The sequence below is a fragment of the Nitratidesulfovibrio sp. 1201_IL3209 genome (assembly GCF_036763125.1).
Lineage (GTDB): Bacteria > Desulfobacterota > Desulfovibrionia > Desulfovibrionales > Desulfovibrionaceae > Cupidesulfovibrio.
In genome coordinates, this window is record NZ_JBAIYT010000017.1 from 42400 (window position 1) to 57135 (window position 14736).

Below are 14736 nucleotides of genomic sequence, written 5' to 3' on the forward strand. Positions count from 1 at the left end.
AATTCCCATGGCGCTTGATGCGGCAATAGTGCTGCGTCTATCCTTTGCTGTACATACATGTCAATGTTAGCACATACTTACGTACCGTCGTGGCTTCATTATAGTAACGCTCCGGTATCGTGGCGTTTTGTGGACTTTTTTCGTCCGGCTTGCCCGAGGGGCGGTTGCACGCTAAACTGATTGATTGAACGCGACATTTGCCTGTATGGCGTGTTTTTTCGCATGGTCATGCGGTCTGGCGGATATTTTTTCGCGTTTTTTTCAGGTAACCGAATATTGTTGGCGGGATATGCACATGGCACTGCTCGGCATACAGGACGTCACGCTCAACCTCGGCACCGGCAGACTGCTGGACGGGGCCACCCTGCACGTGGAGCAGGGCGAGCGCATCTGCCTCGTGGGGCGCAACGGGGCGGGCAAATCGACGCTGCTGCGGCTCATGGCCGGGGACGTGCGCCCCGACGCGGGCGAGGTGGTGCGCGCGCCGGGCACGCGCTTCGGCTGCATGCCGCAGGAAGTGCCGGAGGAGCTTTCCGGCCCGGTGTTCGGCATCGTGGCCGGGGGCCTCGGCCCCGAGGGCGAGGCGTTGGCCGCCTTCCACGTGCTGGAGGCCGCGCGCGAGGCGGGCCGCCCCGTGGACGAGGCCGCCCTGGCCGCCGCGCGCCGCGCGCTGGAAACCGGCGAAGGGTGGGAGCGCTACGGCGACGTGCTGTCCGTGTGCAACCACCTGCGCCTGGACCCGGAGCGCGAGTTCGCCACCCTGTCCGGCGGGCGCAAGCGCCGGGTGCTGCTGGCCCGGGCGCTGGTCGCCTCGCAGGACCTTTTGCTGGACGAGCCCACCAACCACATCGACATCGACACCATCGCCTGGCTGGAAGACTACCTGATGCGCCGCGCGCGCACGCTGGTGTTCGTCTCGCACGACCGGGCCTTCGTGCGCCGTCTGGCCACCCGCATCGTGGAGGTGGACCGGGGGCGGCTGCATTCCTACGCCTGCGGGTACGACCAGTACCAGGAGCAGCGCGAGGCCCGGCTGGAGAACGAGGAACGCCAGTTCGCCCTGTTCGACAAGAAGCTGGCCCAGGAAGAGGCCTGGGTGCGCCAGGGCATCAAGGCCCGGCGCACGCGCAACATGGGCCGGGTGCGCGCCCTGCGCGCCCTGCGCGAGGAACGCGCCCGACGGCGCGAACGGCAGGGCGGGGTGGCCATGCTGGCGCAGGAGGCGGAACGCTCCGGCAAGCTGGTCATCGAGGCCCGCAACGTGTGCTTCGCCCACGAGAACGCCAAGTCGGTGCTGCGCGACTTTTCCGCGCTCATCCAGCGGGGCGACCGGGTGGGGCTGATCGGCCCCAACGGCTCGGGCAAGACCACCCTGCTGCGCCTGCTGCTGGGCCAGCTTACCCCCCATTCCGGCGAGATACGCCACGGCACCCGGCTGGAGATCGCCTATTTCGATCAGTTGCGCTCGGCCCTGGACGGCGAGAAGTCGGTCATGGACAACGTGGCCGAGGGCGCGGACACCATAGAGGTCAACGGCAACCGCCGCCACGTGGCCGGGTACCTGCGCGACTTCCTGTTCGAGCCGGACCGGCTGCGCCTGCCCGCCAGGGTGCTGTCCGGCGGCGAGCGCAACCGCCTGCTGCTGGCCAAGCTGTTCACCCGGCCCTCCAACGTGCTGGTGCTGGACGAACCCACCAACGACCTGGACGTGGAAACGCTGGAACTGCTGGAAGAACTGCTGGCAGAATATCAGGGCACCGTGCTGCTGGTGAGCCACGACCGGTCCTTCCTGGACGACGTGGTGACCAGCACCCTGGCCTTCGACGACGACGGCAACGTGCGCGAGTACGTGGGCGGCTACACCGACTGGCTGCGCCAGCGCCCGAAGCCCGTGCCCGATGTCGCCGGGAGAGACGCCGCCGGGAACGGCGTCGCCCCCCGCGGGAACGGGCAGGCTGACGCCGAACGCCTCGCCAGCGCCGCCAGTCCGAACAATGGTCCGGGCAATGGCCCCGGCAATGGCCAGACACGCAAGCTGACCTTCAAGGAGCAGCGCGAACTGGCCGGGCTGCGCGATGAACTGGCGGCCCTGCCCGGCAACCTCGACGCGCTGGAGCGCGAGCAGGCCACGCTGGAGGCGCGCCTCGCCGAGCCGGACTTCTTCACCACCGATCCGGAGGGCTTCAACGCCGCCGCCGCGCGGGTCACCGCGCTGGAAAGCGAACAGACCGCCCTGCTGGAGCGCTGGGAAGTGGTGGAGGCGCGCGTCGCGGAGTTGGCGCGGTTCCGCGAATAGACGGCGCGGCGTGATATTTCGGGGACGCCCGCGCCGGTCCGTCTGGACATGCGGCGTCCCCGTTCCTATCTGCACGGTTCGCCGCTGCGGGCAGCATGCCCGCGCGGCGGCTTTCCCTCACACGCAAGAACATGCATGCACCGGTCCCGCATCCGCGGGCCCGCAAGGATATCGCCATGTCCCAGACCGCACACGCTCCAGACCACTCGCGTCACCCCGTCCCCAACCCCGTGGCCCTGCTGCCGCTGGGCCTGTTCCTGGCGCTGTTCATCGGCACGGGGCTGGCCCTTGGAGCCGCCGGAACGGAGATGGCCTTCTACCAGCTGTCTCCCACGGTGGCCATTCTGCCCGCCATCGCCCTGGCCCTGGCCCTGCGCGAGAAGGACCCGGCCACGGCGGCCCGTCCCGGCGGGCTGACCCGGCGGGTCAACGTCTTCCTGTCCGGCGCGGGCGAGATCAACATCGTCACCATGTGCGTCATCTACCTGCTGGCGGGGGGCTTCGCCTCGGTGGCATCGGCCATCGGCGGGGTGGAATCCACGGTAAACCTGGGGCTGTCGCTGGTGCCGCAGCGGCTGGTGCTGCCGGGGCTGTTCGTCATTTCGGCCTTCGTGGCCACGGCCATGGGCACCTCCATGGGCACCATCGCCGCCGTGGGACCCATCGCGGCGGGCGTGGCCGCCCAGACCGGCATGGACGCCGCGCTGCTCATGGGCGCGGTGGTGGGCGGCGCCATGTTCGGCGACAACCTGTCCATGATCTCCGACACCACCATCGCGGCCACGCGCACCCAGGGCTGCGACATGCGCGACAAGTTCCGCATGAACTTCGCCATCGCGCTGCCCGCCGCGCTGGTGGCCGTGGCGGTGCTCTGGCTGGCGGGCGAGGCGGGACGCGCCGCCGCGCCCGGCGCCTACCGGATGGTCACGGTGCTGCCCTATGTGGCCATCCTGGTCATGGCGCTGGCGGGCATGAACGTGTTCGCCGTGCTGTTCGCGGGCATCGCCCTGGCGGGCGGCGTGGGCATGGCCGTGGTGGACGGGTACACTCCGCTGAAATTCGCCCAGGACATCTACAAGGGCTTCACCGGCATGCACGAGATTCTCGTGCTGTCCATGCTCATGGGCGGCCTTGGCGAACTCATCCGCTACCACGGCGGAGTGGCCTGGCTGCTGGCCGCCGTGCGCCGGTTCACCGACAGGCGGGGAGGCCGGGCCGGGGCAGCCAGCCGCACCGGCGAGGCGGGCATTTCCGGGCTGGTGGCCGTGGCCGACCTGTGCACCGCCAACAACACCGTGGCCATCATCCTGACCGGGGGCATGGCGCGCGAGATCGCCGCCACCTCCGGCGTGGACCCGCGCCGCAGCGCCAGCCTGCTGGACATCTTCTCGTGCGTGGTGCAGGGGCTGGCCCCGCACGCGGCCCAGGTGCTGCTGGCCGGGTCCATCGCGGGCATCTCGCCCGTGGCGGTGCTGTCGGCCAACTACTATTGCCTGCTGCTGGGCGCGGCCGGGGTGCTGGCCATCCTCACCGGGCTGCCGCGCGCCCCGCGCACGGCAGGCGCCGGGACAACAGGGGCCTGAGGCGGGCCGCCCGGCATGCCTGACCGGTATGCCTGACCGGTACGCCGCATTCTCGGCGGGTGCGGCGAGCCTGCCGGAAAGGGCGCACGGGTGTACGCAAGGGCGTGCGCGAGGGCGCATGCCCACGCGGGGTTGGCGGGGGCGGGAGTGGCGCGTGCAACCCGTTGAATTCGCAGGGTGCGGGAAGAAAATGTAAAAAAATGCACACGTCCCCCTTTTCAAGCCGTAAACCTGCCTTATTATCCAACGCGGTTGCCATGCACCGCCTCCGCGACAGCGGACGCGGGCGCGCAGCCACACCCGGCGGCCGGGCCGAACTTCATGTTTCCCTGTTCTCATGTTCGGACCGGATATCTGCCGAAAAGCCACGATACATCGGGCGAGACGAATTTCGCCCCCCGCCACCCGGCGGGAGGGCGCGCGCGTGACACGGTCATGGCGCGCGGCGAGATGACCGCCCTTGTCACTGGCACTCGCACCCCGCGAGTGCCAGCGGCGGGACAAACAGCGATCACCTAAAGTTGGAGGACTAGTTGTCATGAATCTGAAGCCTTTGAATGACCGAGTTCTGGTGAAGCGCCTCGAATCCGAAGAGAAGACCGCCGGCGGCCTCTTCATCCCCGACACCGCCAAGGAAAAGCCCTCGCGCGGTGAAGTCGTCGCCGCCGGTCCCGGCAAGGTCGCGGAAGATGGCAAGCTCATCGCCATGACCGTCAAGAAGGGCGACACGGTGCTCTTCAGCAAGTACGCCGGCACCGAGATCAAGCTTGACGGCGTCGAGCACCTCGTCATGCGCGAAGACGACATTCTCGCCATCATCGAATAACGCCCCGCGAACTCACGCACATACTCCCGAGGAGGATGAATACAATGGCTTCCAAGGAAATCCTGTTCGACGTCAAGGCCCGCGAAAAGCTTTCCCGCGGCGTGGACAAGCTCGCCAACGCCGTGAAGGTGACCCTGGGCCCCAAGGGCCGCAACGTGGTCATCGAGAAGTCTTTCGGCTCGCCGGTCATCACCAAGGACGGCGTGACCGTGGCCAAGGAGATCGAACTCGAGGACAAGTTCGAGAACATGGGCGCCCAGATGGTGAAGGAAGTCGCCTCCAAGACCAGCGACATCGCCGGTGACGGCACCACCACCGCCACCATCCTCGCCCAGGCCATCTACCGCGAAGGCGTGAAGCTGGTGGCCGCCGGCCGCAACCCCATGGCCATCAAGCGCGGCATCGACAAGGCCGTGGAAAAGCTGGTCAAGGAACTGGGCACCCTGGCCAAGCCCACCCGCGACCAGAAGGAAATCGCCCAGATCGGCACCATTTCCGCCAACTCCGACACCACCATCGGCAACATCATCGCCGAGGCCATGGCCAAGGTGGGCAAGGAAGGCGTCATCACCGTCGAGGAAGCCAAGGGTCTTGAAACCACCCTCGAAGTGGTCGAAGGCATGCAGTTCGACCGCGGCTACCTCTCGCCCTATTTCGTGACCGATCCTGAAAAGATGGTCTGCGAACTCGACGAGCCCTTCATTCTCTGCAACGAGAAGAAGATCTCCAGCATGAAGGACATGCTGCCCGTTCTCGAACAGGTGGCCAAGATGAACCGTCCGTTGGTGATCATCGCCGAAGACGTGGAAGGCGAAGCCCTGGCCACCCTGGTGGTCAACAAGCTGCGCGGCACCCTCCAGGTGGTGGCCGTGAAGGCCCCCGGCTTCGGCGACCGCCGCAAGGCCATGCTGCAGGACATCGCCGTCCTCACCGGCGGCACCGTGGTGTCCGAAGACATGGGCGTGAAGCTCGAAAACATCTCGGTGGCCGATCTTGGCACCGCCAAGCGCGTGGTGGTCGACAAGGAAAACACCACCATCGTGGATGGCGCGGGCAAGTCCGACGACATCAAGGCGCGCGTGAAGCAGATCCGCGCCCAGATCGACGAAACCACCTCCGACTACGACCGCGAAAAGCTTCAGGAACGCCTGGCCAAGCTGGTGGGCGGCGTGGCCGTCATCAACGTGGGCGCGGCCACCGAAACCGAAATGAAGGAAAAGAAGGACCGCGTCGAGGACGCCCTGAACGCCACCCGCGCCGCGGTGGAGGAAGGCATCGTCCCCGGCGGCGGCACCGCCTACATCCGCATCTGCAAGGTGCTGGACGACGTGAAGCCCGCCGATGACGACGAAGCCGCGGGCGTGAACATCATCCGCCGCGCCATCGAGGAGCCGCTGCGCCAGATCGCCTCCAACGCCGGCTACGAAGGTTCCATCGTGGTCGAGAAGGTGCGCGACGGCAAGGACGGCTTCGGCTTCAACGCCGCCTCCGGCGACTTCGAAGACCTGATCAAGGCCGGTGTCATCGACCCCAAGAAGGTCACCCGCATCGCCCTGCAGAACGCGGCCTCCGTTGCCTCGCTGCTGCTGACCACCGAATGCGCCGTGGCCGAAAAGCCCGAGCCCAAGAAGGACATGCCCATGCCCGGCGGCGGCATGGGTGGCATGGGCGGCATGGGCGGCATGTACTAGGCCGAAAGGCTGGTACGGCCCGCGCATCATCGCACGTGACTGTGGGCCGGAACCTTCGGGTTCCGGCCCTTTTCGTTTGCGTGAAAGGGGGGAGCGGCGCGGATGCGGGCCATTCCGACTTGACGCGGACCCGGCGCACGGGCACCACGGGGCAGGAGAGTGAACATGCCAACGGCCACGCATACCGACAGGATTCCCGACAGGGCGCTGCTGCTGGACTGGGGCGGCACGCTGATGCGCGTCATGCCCCGCTGGATGGGGCCGCAACACGGCTGGACCGACGAGGAACCCATGCCCCACGCGGGCGACGTGCTGCGTGCGCTGTCCGCAAGCTGGCGGCTGGCGCTGGCCTCCAACGCCTCGGAGTCGGAAGAGGACCCCATCCGCGCGGCCCTTGCCCCCATGGGTGTGGGGCCGCTGCTGGCGGGGGTGTACACGTGGCGCTCGGCGGGCGCGCCCAAGCCCTGGCCGCCGTTCTGGGCTCACGTGCTGCGCGGCCTGGGCCTGCCCGCCCGCCGGGTGGTGATGATCGGAGACGACTGGACCGGCGACGTGTGGGGCGCCACGCAAGCCGGGATGTACGGCATCTGGTTCGACCCGCCCCGCGATGATCACCGGGGGGGCCGGGCGCGCGAGGCGCGCACCGCCCCCCGCGTGCGCACCATGCGCGACTTCCGGGAGTTGCCGGGGTTGCTGGCCGAGCTGGGGTTCGAGGCGTAGCCGCCGCCGGACTCCCCGTCCCTGCCTTGCCCCAATGCGACGCCCCCGCCGGTTTCCCGTCGGGGGCGCTGTGTTCTGCTGTCTGGTCCGTCAGTGGGTTTGGCCGTGTGGTCCGCCGGGGCGCGCGGGCACGCGGGGCGGGGGAGTGGCCGGTGTTCGATGGCCGATGCGTGAAGGCCGGGACGAGGCACCATGTCCGGGCCGGGCGCGCTGCCGGACGCGCCCTCCGAAGGTGCCCGGCTACACCAGGTAGCCGCAGGAATGGATGATGTTCTTGCGCAGGGTGCGCCCCTTCCAGACCGCCTCGGGGCCTTCGCTGCGGATTTCCTCGCTCACGATGTCGCGCAGGTCGCGCATCTGTGCGTCGGTGAGTTGCAGGCGAGTCATGTCACCCATGAGCTCCAGCGGGTCGGACCAGCAGGTGGGCATGGGTTCGTCCTCGTTGTGGTAGAGGTAGTAGATCACACACTCGCCAACGGGCTGCAACTTCTCCAGAAAATCCTTCATCGTGTCTCCCTTTTTCCGCGAAGCCGTCCAGACTCCGCGTGGTCAATCCGCCGGGGGCTGGGCCGGCGGACCACCGCGCGCCCTTGGGCTGTCCGCCGTGCCCGCCGGATGTTCCGGCTGGGTGTTTCGGCGGCCCCCGTGGCGCGACGGCCTGTTAGCTGCATTTTTTTTCTGTGGGTGCGCAATTGGCCTGAAATCCACCCACATGCACCGTACGGCTCCAGCGGCCTGCCGATGCCCCCAAAACAAAAAGGCCCCTCGCGTGGAGAGGCCGACGCCGCAAGCCCGCGATCATGATCCCGTGCGCGACACGGTCGGTGTTGGCACCTTGTCCCGACCGACGGCGTCACGTCGGGGCAGGTTGCCGGGCGGTCACAGGGCCGTACCCTCGCGCCTCTCTCCATGAATGGGGCATATCTAGCGGTTGAGTGCACAGTTGTCAATGGATGAACAGGAAATCAGGAAATACTTGTATAGTAAATTTTTCAACGCATTGCTTTGCATAAAAAGTAGTCTCGTATAGTACCACTGCTGAAAAAAATGTGGTTGCGCGGCCAGGCGGCCTTCCGAACGCCTTTGTCCGGGCGCTCGTCGCCTCCGTGCGCGCCCCTCTCCGTATGGTCAATCGGGGCGGTATGGGGTAGTGGTTCCTGCGTACCGCGCACGTAGCACAGGAGAGCCCGCCGCCGCATGAAGCTGTTCACCCGCACCCAGCAGATGGGCGCCGCCGCCCTGATCATGGCGGCCAGCGTCTTCGTGTCGCGGTTCATGGGCCTCGTGCGCGACAAGGTCATCTCCTACCTGTTCGGCGCCACGGTGGAGGCGGACGTCTACTTCGCCGCCTTCGTGGTGCCCGACTTCATCAACTACCTGCTGGCGGGCGGGTATTTCTCCATCACCCTCATTCCCCTGCTGTCGGAGCGCTTCGAGCGCGACCCGGAGGACGGCTGGCGCTTCTTCGCCGCCGCGTTCTGGTGGATCGCCATCGCCATCTGCCTGCTGACCGGCGTGGCGTGGTGGTTCGCGCCGGAACTGGCCCGCGTGGCCGCGCCGGGCTTCGACGCGCCTTCCACGGCGCGGCTGGTGCGCTTCCTGCGCATCATCCTGCCCGCGCAGGCGTTCTTTCTGCCGGGGGCGTGCGTCACCGCGCTGTTGTACATGCGCCGCCAGTTCGCGGTGCCCGCCCTGGGGCCGCTGGTGTACAACGGGTGCATCATCGGCGGTGGCGTGCTGTCGTGGGCGCTGGCCCCGGCGCGCGGCATGGAGGGCTTCTGCTGGGGCGTGCTGGCGGGCGCCGCGCTGGGCAGCTTCGGGCTGCCGCTGCTGGCCGCCGCGCGCGGCGGCGGGGTGCGGCTGCGCCCGGCGCTGCGCCACCCCGGCGTGCGCCGCTTCGCCCTGCTGGCCCTTCCGCTGATGATCGGCCAGTCGGTGGTGGTGCTGGACGAGCAGTTCGTGCGCATCTTCGGTTCCATGACCGGCGAGGGCGCGGTGAGCCTGCTGAACTACGCCCGGCGCATCATGCTGGTGCCGGTGGGCGTGGTGGCCCAGGCCGCCGGGGTGGCCTCGTACCCGTTCCTGGCCGCGCTGGCCGCCAGGGGCGAGGCCGACGCCTTCGACGCCACCCTGTCCACGGCCCTGCGCAACGCGCTGGCGGTGATCATCCCCCTGTCCGCGTGGATGTTGCTGGCGGCGGAACCCACCATGCGCCTGATCTTTCAGGGGGGCGGGTTCTCCGCCGCCGAAACGCTGGCCTCCGCGCCCCTGCTGCGGATGATGCTGTGCGGCGTGGCCTTCTGGGCCGTGCAGCAGGTGGTGGGCCGGGCCTTCTACGCCCATCAGGATACGGTGACCCCGGCGGTGGTGGGCACCCTGGCCACCCTGGCCGCGCTGCCGCTGTACGTGCTGGCGGGCCACGCCGGGACGCGGGGCACCCTGGGCGTGGCCGCGGCGGGCACGGCGGCCGTGGCCGTATATACCGTGGCCCTGGCCCTTGTCTGGCGCAGGCGTCATGGCGGCGGCGGGCTTTCCGGCATCATCGGGTGGGGCGTGAAATCGGTGGCGCTGTGCGCGGCCGCCGCGCTGCCCGCATGGCCCGCGCTGGCGTATGCGCCGCTGCTGGCCCCGGCCACCCCGGCCGGGCAGGTGTGGGGCGCGTTCCTGGCGCTGGCCGCCAGCGGCCCGGTGTTCGCCGTTGCGTACCTGCTGCTGGCGCGCCGTTTCGTCCCGGACCTGGCCGAACCGGTGCTGTCCCGTCTGCGCCCACTGCTGGCCCGCGTGACGGGCAGGCCGAGCGGGCGGCAGGGCGACTGACGGGGGAGACGTTCCGCATTCCCGAACGGCCCGGCCGCACAAGGCCACGCCACGAAAAAGCCCCTGCCGCATTTGCGCCAGGGGCTTCGAGGCATGGGAAACCGGAAGGCCGGGCTACTGTTCGAGGGCGCCTTCGCCCTCGTACATCATGCCGCCTTCCTCTTCCATTTCCAGGGTTTCCACCTTTTCCTCCAGCCATTCCAGGACGGCGCGGGCGGTGTGGTAGTTCAGCACCACCTTGGAGCGGATGTGGCGGGTGATGACCTTGAGGTTCTCGTCGTAGGGGGCCACCTCGTGGCCGAAGCTGCCGTCGGGCGCCACCAGGCGTTCGGAGAACGGTGGCATCTTGTCGGTTTCTATGTAGAAGCTTATCTCGATCTCGCCCTGCGGGTTGATGCCGCCCCACACGCCGTGGGCGTACTCCAGCCGCACGCCGGGATCGTGTTCGTATTCGTAGCGGATTCGGGTCGGGTATTTCGGGTCCTGACTCATGGACGCTCCTTGGGAAAGTATGGGGCTGGCCAGATCGTGTCAGACGGGGCCAGATTGGGCCAGACGGGCCGGGCAGACAACCGGGGCGGGCGGCCGTATCGGGCGGAGTGACGCGCGTCAGCCGATCAGCGAAACCAGCGTGCCCTCGATGCGTTCGGGCACCACCAGCGGACTCAGGTGGCGCGTATCGCCCCTGGGCGGGCTGTAGCCTGCCCGCTCCAGCCGCGCCCGCTCGGCGGCCGCATCGGCCTCCATGTCGTCAACGACGGCCTGGGTCTTGTCCAGCAGGGAAGGGGATGGCGGCGCCAGATGGGGCGGGCCGTGCCGCGGTTCGGGCGGTTGGGACATGGCCCGAAGCCCTCCGATGCTCATCCGGCCTTCGCCGGGAAACTGCATGGCGAAATCCGTGGACATGTGTGCCCTCCGGGCTGGCCTGCTCCGGTTCCTTGGGCGCGCATTCTAGGGTAGTCGCGGGGTGAAGTAAAGGCGGCGCCATGCCGTGGGGCGGCGGGCCGGCCCGGAGTGTGGCCGCAGCAACGGGCAGGCATCGCGGTGCTCCACCGGGACCGGCAACGGAAAGGGCCATGGCGCCGATCCGCGCCATGGCCCCGTGCATTCCGCATCCCGGTTCGTGATCCGTCCCGGCGGGCCGTGCCCGCGCGGCTAGTCGTGGCCCGGCTCGTACCCCGGCAGCACGATGGACGACGGCGCGCCCGCCGCACCGGAGCCCTTGGGACAGTCCTTGAGCAGGGTGCAGATTTCGCAGCCGCCCTTGAACGGGAAATGGGTGACCACGGCGTAGCGGCGCGACAGGGTGGGGCCTTCGCCGCTGTAGGGCAGGCCCTCGGCCTCCAGCGCGGCGCGCAACTTGTCGGTGGACTTGGGGGCCGGGGCGCAGCCCACGTCCTCCACCTCGGGCAGCAGCATGTGCACGGCGCTCATGACCATGGTCTGGGCCAGGGAGTTGATGATGAACGCGTCGGAGGGGGAGGTCTCCCACGCGTTGTCCACGTCGTCCTCCACCTCGTTGTCCAGCCACACCGCCAGATACTGGATCTTGCCGGTGTCGATGCGCAGGGCGTGCAGCTTGTCCATCCAGGCTTCCCAGCGCTGCATCAGGCGGGTCATCACCTCGCCGCCGATGCGCGTCTCCTGGCTGGTGTTCATCAGCAGTTCCACGTCGAAGTAGGGCTGTACCTCTAGCTTTTCCACAGTATGTTCCGCCATGTCCCTGTCTCCTGGGGTTGTGCTCGTGTGGGGCGTGGCACGGCGCGCCGGGGCGCCGCCGCGCGCTCGCGGGAGGCCGGAGCCGGTGCCCGCGCCTGTCTGGCGGGCGATGTCCGGCATCGTCGTGGACGAGACTTTGCGCGAAAGGCGCGGGGTGCGTCAAGACACAAGGGGGACAAGGGGGACAAGGGGGGACAAGCGGGTGCGGGCGGATGGCGGGCAAGACGATGCCCCGCGCGTCCCATGGTGTCTTCGGAAGGGGGGCGCGCGGCGGTCGGCGGCGGGCGAGTGGCGGCGGGGCGGCTACTGGACGAAGTAGCGCTCCATGAGGGTGTGGCTGGTGGTGTCGCCGCCGATGAAGGAGGCCCCCACCCGCGTGGCGCCCTTGCCGCGCTCGTTGCGGGTGCTGCGGCAGCGCATGCGCACCGGCGGGTTGCTGTCGTCCAAGCGGAAGATCACCTCGAATTCGCCGTCGGCCAGCCGCACGTCCAGTTCGGAATTGGGGGGCATGCGGAAGCCCACGCCGTTCAGCGAGATGTCGTACAGTTCCACGGGCTGGTAGCGCCCGTAGTGGCCATCCGGCTCGGTGACGTACACCACCCCCGGCAGGCGGATGGGGTGGCGTTCGAAGGCGCGCCGGTCCGCGTCGTCCCGCGATTTTGCGTCGCGGCGCAGCAGGTAGCGCTCCAGCAGCCCTTCCACGAGAGCCGTCGTGGTGATGCCCATTTCTTCCGCGGCGATGTCGATGCGCTTCAGCAGGTCGTGGGGAACGCGAAGTTCGCGGAATCTTCTCATGGTTGATCTCCCGTGTTGTCCACAAAAGGCAGACAATGACGCTTGACGCCAGGATATGAAAAGTCCGTGCCATCCGTGAAGGAGGGTCAGGTTCGTTTGACGGATTATTGTATTATAACAGGTTGTTAAAAATGTTCCTCAAGGCGCGTTTCCGGCCGTGGCGGACACGGCGCCGGTCCGGCCGGACCGGCGCGCGTCCGGAGAAGGCGGACAGGGCCCCCCGAACAGGGGGCGAAAAGGGGGGCTGCGGACGATGCAATGTTGTCCAGTGCAAATCTAGCCCCCTTTCCGAAAAAACAATGCTGTGGCATAGCATTACGGACAGCTACGCGCGGCGTGGTCCGCGTTGGTGGCTGGGGGGGGCCGCATCGCCACAGGGCGGTGCGGCTATTCCGGATGTTCCGGGTTCGGCCTGGCGCGTCCGGGCGCGCGTGGCGTGCGGGCACAAGGCATGCGGCGCGGTGGCGTACGATCGGGGGCCGGCGGATGTGGCCGGCGGAAGGGGACCATGGCAGACGTTCTGGTGATCGATCCCACGCGACAGTACAGGGCACACCTTGTGCCCGCCGTCACGGCCGCCGGGCATGCATGCCGCGTGGTCTCCACCTGCGAGGAGGCGGTGGCCAGCGGACGCCGCCGCCCGTGCGACGTGGTGCTGCTGGACGTGGACACCCCCGGACCGGAAGGCCTGGCCTGCCTGCCGGAACTGGCCGCCATGCGCGGCCAGCCCGAGGTGCTGGCCCTGACGGCCGAGCGCGCCGGGTCCAGGGCGGAAGACGCCATCCGCGCCGGGGCGTGGGACGTGCTGCTGCCTCCCTTCGGCGAATCCACCGTGCGCCAGGTGCTGGAACGCTGCCTGTACCACCACGCCGCCAAGGTGGCCCTGATCGGCCAGGCCAACATCAAGCGCGGCGACATCATCGGCGCCAGCCTGCAACTGGAACGCTGCCTGCATTCGCTGGGCGTGGCCGCGCGCACCGACACCAACGTGCTGATCCTGGGCGAGACGGGCACCGGCAAGGAACTGTTCGCCCGGGCCGTGCACGAGAACAGCGAGCGCGCCGGGCGCGGGTTCATCGTGGTGGACTGCACCAACCTGCCGAGCACCCTGGCCGAAAGCATCCTGTTCGGGCACGAGCGCGGTTCGTTCACCGGGGCCGACGCCGCCCGCGACGGCCTGTTCAAGCAGGCCGACGGCGGCACCATCTTTCTGGACGAAATCGGCGACCTGGACCTTTCGGTGCAGAAGTCGCTGCTGCGGGTGCTGCAGGAACGCACCTTCCGTCCCATCAGCGCCCGCAACGAGGTGCGCAGCGACTTCCGCCTGGTGGCCGCCACCAACTGCGACATCGAGGACATGGTACGGCGCGGGGCCTTCCGCAAGGACCTGTACCACCGTCTGAAAACGCGCATCATCCAACTGCCCGCCCTGCGCGAACGGCGCGACGACATCGAACCGCTGGCCCGGCACTACGTGGACCGCATCTGCCGCCAGCATCGTCTGGCCGCCAAGCAGATGGCGCCCGACTTCGTGGACGCGTTGCAGATCTACCACTGGCCGGGCAACGTGCGCGACATGATCAACGCCCTGCACTACGCGGTGCAGGCGGCCTTTGCCGAGCAGCGGCTGTACCCGCAGCACCTGCCGGTGGAGATTCGCGGGCACGTCATGCGCGCCCGGCGCGACCCGTCACCCGCGCGCCAGCACGAGGAAGAGGAGCACCTCCCGGCGTCCGGGACATGGACAGGAGCCGGGGCAGGAGCCGGGGCCAAGGGCAACGGCAGCGGAGCGGCGGCGGAACCCGGTTCGTACGGCCTGCCGGGGCCGCCCGCCTCGTCCGTGGCCTATGGCCCTTCCGTGATGCCCGGCCCCGCCGGGATTCCCGTCCCGGCTGGCGCGGGCGGCGTCTCGGGGGCGTCGTCCTCCGCCCCGCGCGGGGTGACTGCCGCCATGGCGGCCATGCCGTCCGACACCTGCCCGCCGCCCGTGGAGCGGGAAGGCTTCGGCTTCGCCAACGAGGTGTTCCCCTCGTTCCGCTCCGCGCGCGAGGTGACCATGGACCGCATGGAATCCGCCTACCTCATGGAACTCATCCGCCGCAGCCGGGGCGAAATCGCCTCGGCCATCGCCCTTTCGGGCCTTTCCCGCGCCCGGCTGTACGAGCTGTTGCAGAAGCACTCCATCTCGCTACGCAACAGCAACTGACCCGCCACCTTTCTTGCTCCCCCCTGTGTTCCGCCCGTGCGAGGCCGTATGCGCCACGCCGAGCGCGCGTGCGCCGCTGCTTC

12 protein-coding genes and 1 riboswitch are annotated in these 14736 nt (G+C 68.6%); of the genes, 7 read left to right on the forward strand and 5 right to left on the reverse strand.

The genetic code is table 11. The features are described from left to right. The first annotated feature begins 295 nt into the window (after positions 1-295). The 5 genes from V6B97_RS09670 to V6B97_RS09690 all read left to right on the forward strand — a co-directional run bounded on the left by V6B97_RS09670 (position 296) and on the right by V6B97_RS09690 (position 7116). Positions 296-2296: an ATP-binding cassette domain-containing protein gene (locus V6B97_RS09670; RefSeq protein ID WP_333506301.1), complete on the forward strand. Its 2001-nt coding sequence runs from the start codon at positions 296-298 to the stop codon at positions 2294-2296. A 176-nt stretch (positions 2297-2472) separates the two neighbouring features. After that, positions 2473-3879 carry a Na+/H+ antiporter NhaC family protein gene (locus tag V6B97_RS09675; RefSeq protein WP_333506302.1) on the forward strand — a complete coding sequence of 469 codons (1407 nt, stop codon included), beginning with the start codon at positions 2473-2475 and terminating at the stop codon, positions 3877-3879. Positions 3880-4417: 538 nt separating this feature from the next. Beyond that, on the forward strand, positions 4418-4705 hold the full coding sequence (gene groES / locus V6B97_RS09680; RefSeq protein ID WP_015946680.1) for a co-chaperone GroES: 288 nt from the start codon (positions 4418-4420) through the stop codon (positions 4703-4705). A gap of 44 nt (positions 4706-4749) precedes the next feature. Further along, positions 4750-6396 carry a chaperonin GroEL gene (groL, locus tag V6B97_RS09685; RefSeq protein WP_333506303.1) on the forward strand — a complete coding sequence of 549 codons (1647 nt, stop codon included), beginning with the start codon at positions 4750-4752 and terminating at the stop codon, positions 6394-6396. A gap of 165 nt (positions 6397-6561) precedes the next feature. After that, positions 6562-7116 (forward strand): HAD family hydrolase, encoded by a 555-nt coding sequence (locus tag V6B97_RS09690; RefSeq protein ID WP_333506304.1) that lies wholly within the window; start codon positions 6562-6564, stop codon positions 7114-7116. Positions 7117-7356: 240 nt separating this feature from the next. On the opposite strand, the gene V6B97_RS09695 is transcribed toward V6B97_RS09690, so the two are convergent. Continuing rightward, positions 7357-7623: a hypothetical protein gene (locus V6B97_RS09695; RefSeq protein ID WP_333506306.1), complete on the reverse strand. Its 267-nt coding sequence runs from the start codon at positions 7621-7623 to the stop codon at positions 7357-7359. 288 nt (positions 7624-7911) lie between these two features. Further along, positions 7912-8032: riboswitch (SAM riboswitch) on the reverse strand. 281 nt (positions 8033-8313) lie between these two features. On the opposite strand from V6B97_RS09695, the gene murJ reads away from it, so the two are divergent. Next, positions 8314-9933, forward strand: a complete 1620-nt coding sequence (gene murJ / locus V6B97_RS09700) for a murein biosynthesis integral membrane protein MurJ (RefSeq protein ID WP_333506307.1) — start codon at positions 8314-8316, stop codon at positions 9931-9933. Between the two features lie 114 nt (positions 9934-10047). On the opposite strand, the gene V6B97_RS09705 is transcribed toward murJ, so the two are convergent. The 4 genes from V6B97_RS09705 to V6B97_RS09720 form a co-directional block, all read right to left on the reverse strand. Beyond that, positions 10048-10425, reverse strand: coding sequence for a hypothetical protein (locus V6B97_RS09705; protein WP_333506308.1), 378 nt, complete (start codon positions 10423-10425; stop codon positions 10048-10050). A 117-nt stretch (positions 10426-10542) separates the two neighbouring features. Then, a complete protein-coding gene (locus tag V6B97_RS09710) occupies positions 10543-10839 on the reverse strand; it encodes a hypothetical protein (protein WP_333506309.1) in 297 nt (98 codons plus the stop codon). Between the two features lie 249 nt (positions 10840-11088). After that, the gene (locus V6B97_RS09715; protein WP_333506310.1) at positions 11089-11652 is read right to left on the reverse strand and encodes a hypothetical protein; all 564 of its coding nucleotides are present in this window, start codon (positions 11650-11652) and stop codon (positions 11089-11091) included. Between the two features lie 303 nt (positions 11653-11955). Then, complete coding sequence (locus tag V6B97_RS09720) at positions 11956-12447, reverse strand: PilZ domain-containing protein (protein WP_333506311.1); 492 nt, start codon at positions 12445-12447, stop codon at positions 11956-11958. A 508-nt stretch (positions 12448-12955) separates the two neighbouring features. Between V6B97_RS09720 and V6B97_RS09725 the strand changes: the two genes are divergently transcribed. Then, positions 12956-14653: a sigma-54-dependent transcriptional regulator gene (locus tag V6B97_RS09725; protein WP_333506312.1), complete on the forward strand. Its 1698-nt coding sequence runs from the start codon at positions 12956-12958 to the stop codon at positions 14651-14653. The last annotated feature ends 83 nt before the right edge of the window (positions 14654-14736 follow it).

What these genes read in the sequence shown, in the direction of transcription:
- V6B97_RS09670 (WP_333506301.1), top strand. Translation starts at nt 296, where the DNA reads ATGGCACTGCTCGGCATACAGGACGTCACGCTCAACCTCGGCACCGGC.
- V6B97_RS09675 (WP_333506302.1), top strand. Translation starts at nt 2,473, where the DNA reads ATGTCCCAGACCGCACACGCTCCAGACCACTCGCGTCACCCCGTCCCC.
- groES (WP_015946680.1), top strand. Translation starts at nt 4,418, where the DNA reads ATGAATCTGAAGCCTTTGAATGACCGAGTTCTGGTGAAGCGCCTCGAA.
- groL (WP_333506303.1), top strand. Translation starts at nt 4,750, where the DNA reads ATGGCTTCCAAGGAAATCCTGTTCGACGTCAAGGCCCGCGAAAAGCTT.
- V6B97_RS09690 (WP_333506304.1), top strand. Translation starts at nt 6,562, where the DNA reads ATGCCAACGGCCACGCATACCGACAGGATTCCCGACAGGGCGCTGCTG.
- V6B97_RS09695 (WP_333506306.1), bottom strand. Translation starts at nt 7,623, where the DNA reads ATGAAGGATTTTCTGGAGAAGTTGCAGCCCGTTGGCGAGTGTGTGATC.
- murJ (WP_333506307.1), top strand. Translation starts at nt 8,314, where the DNA reads ATGAAGCTGTTCACCCGCACCCAGCAGATGGGCGCCGCCGCCCTGATC.
- V6B97_RS09705 (WP_333506308.1), bottom strand. Translation starts at nt 10,425, where the DNA reads ATGAGTCAGGACCCGAAATACCCGACCCGAATCCGCTACGAATACGAA.
- V6B97_RS09710 (WP_333506309.1), bottom strand. Translation starts at nt 10,839, where the DNA reads ATGTCCACGGATTTCGCCATGCAGTTTCCCGGCGAAGGCCGGATGAGC.
- V6B97_RS09715 (WP_333506310.1), bottom strand. Translation starts at nt 11,652, where the DNA reads ATGGCGGAACATACTGTGGAAAAGCTAGAGGTACAGCCCTACTTCGAC.
- V6B97_RS09720 (WP_333506311.1), bottom strand. Translation starts at nt 12,447, where the DNA reads ATGAGAAGATTCCGCGAACTTCGCGTTCCCCACGACCTGCTGAAGCGC.
- V6B97_RS09725 (WP_333506312.1), top strand. Translation starts at nt 12,956, where the DNA reads ATGGCAGACGTTCTGGTGATCGATCCCACGCGACAGTACAGGGCACAC.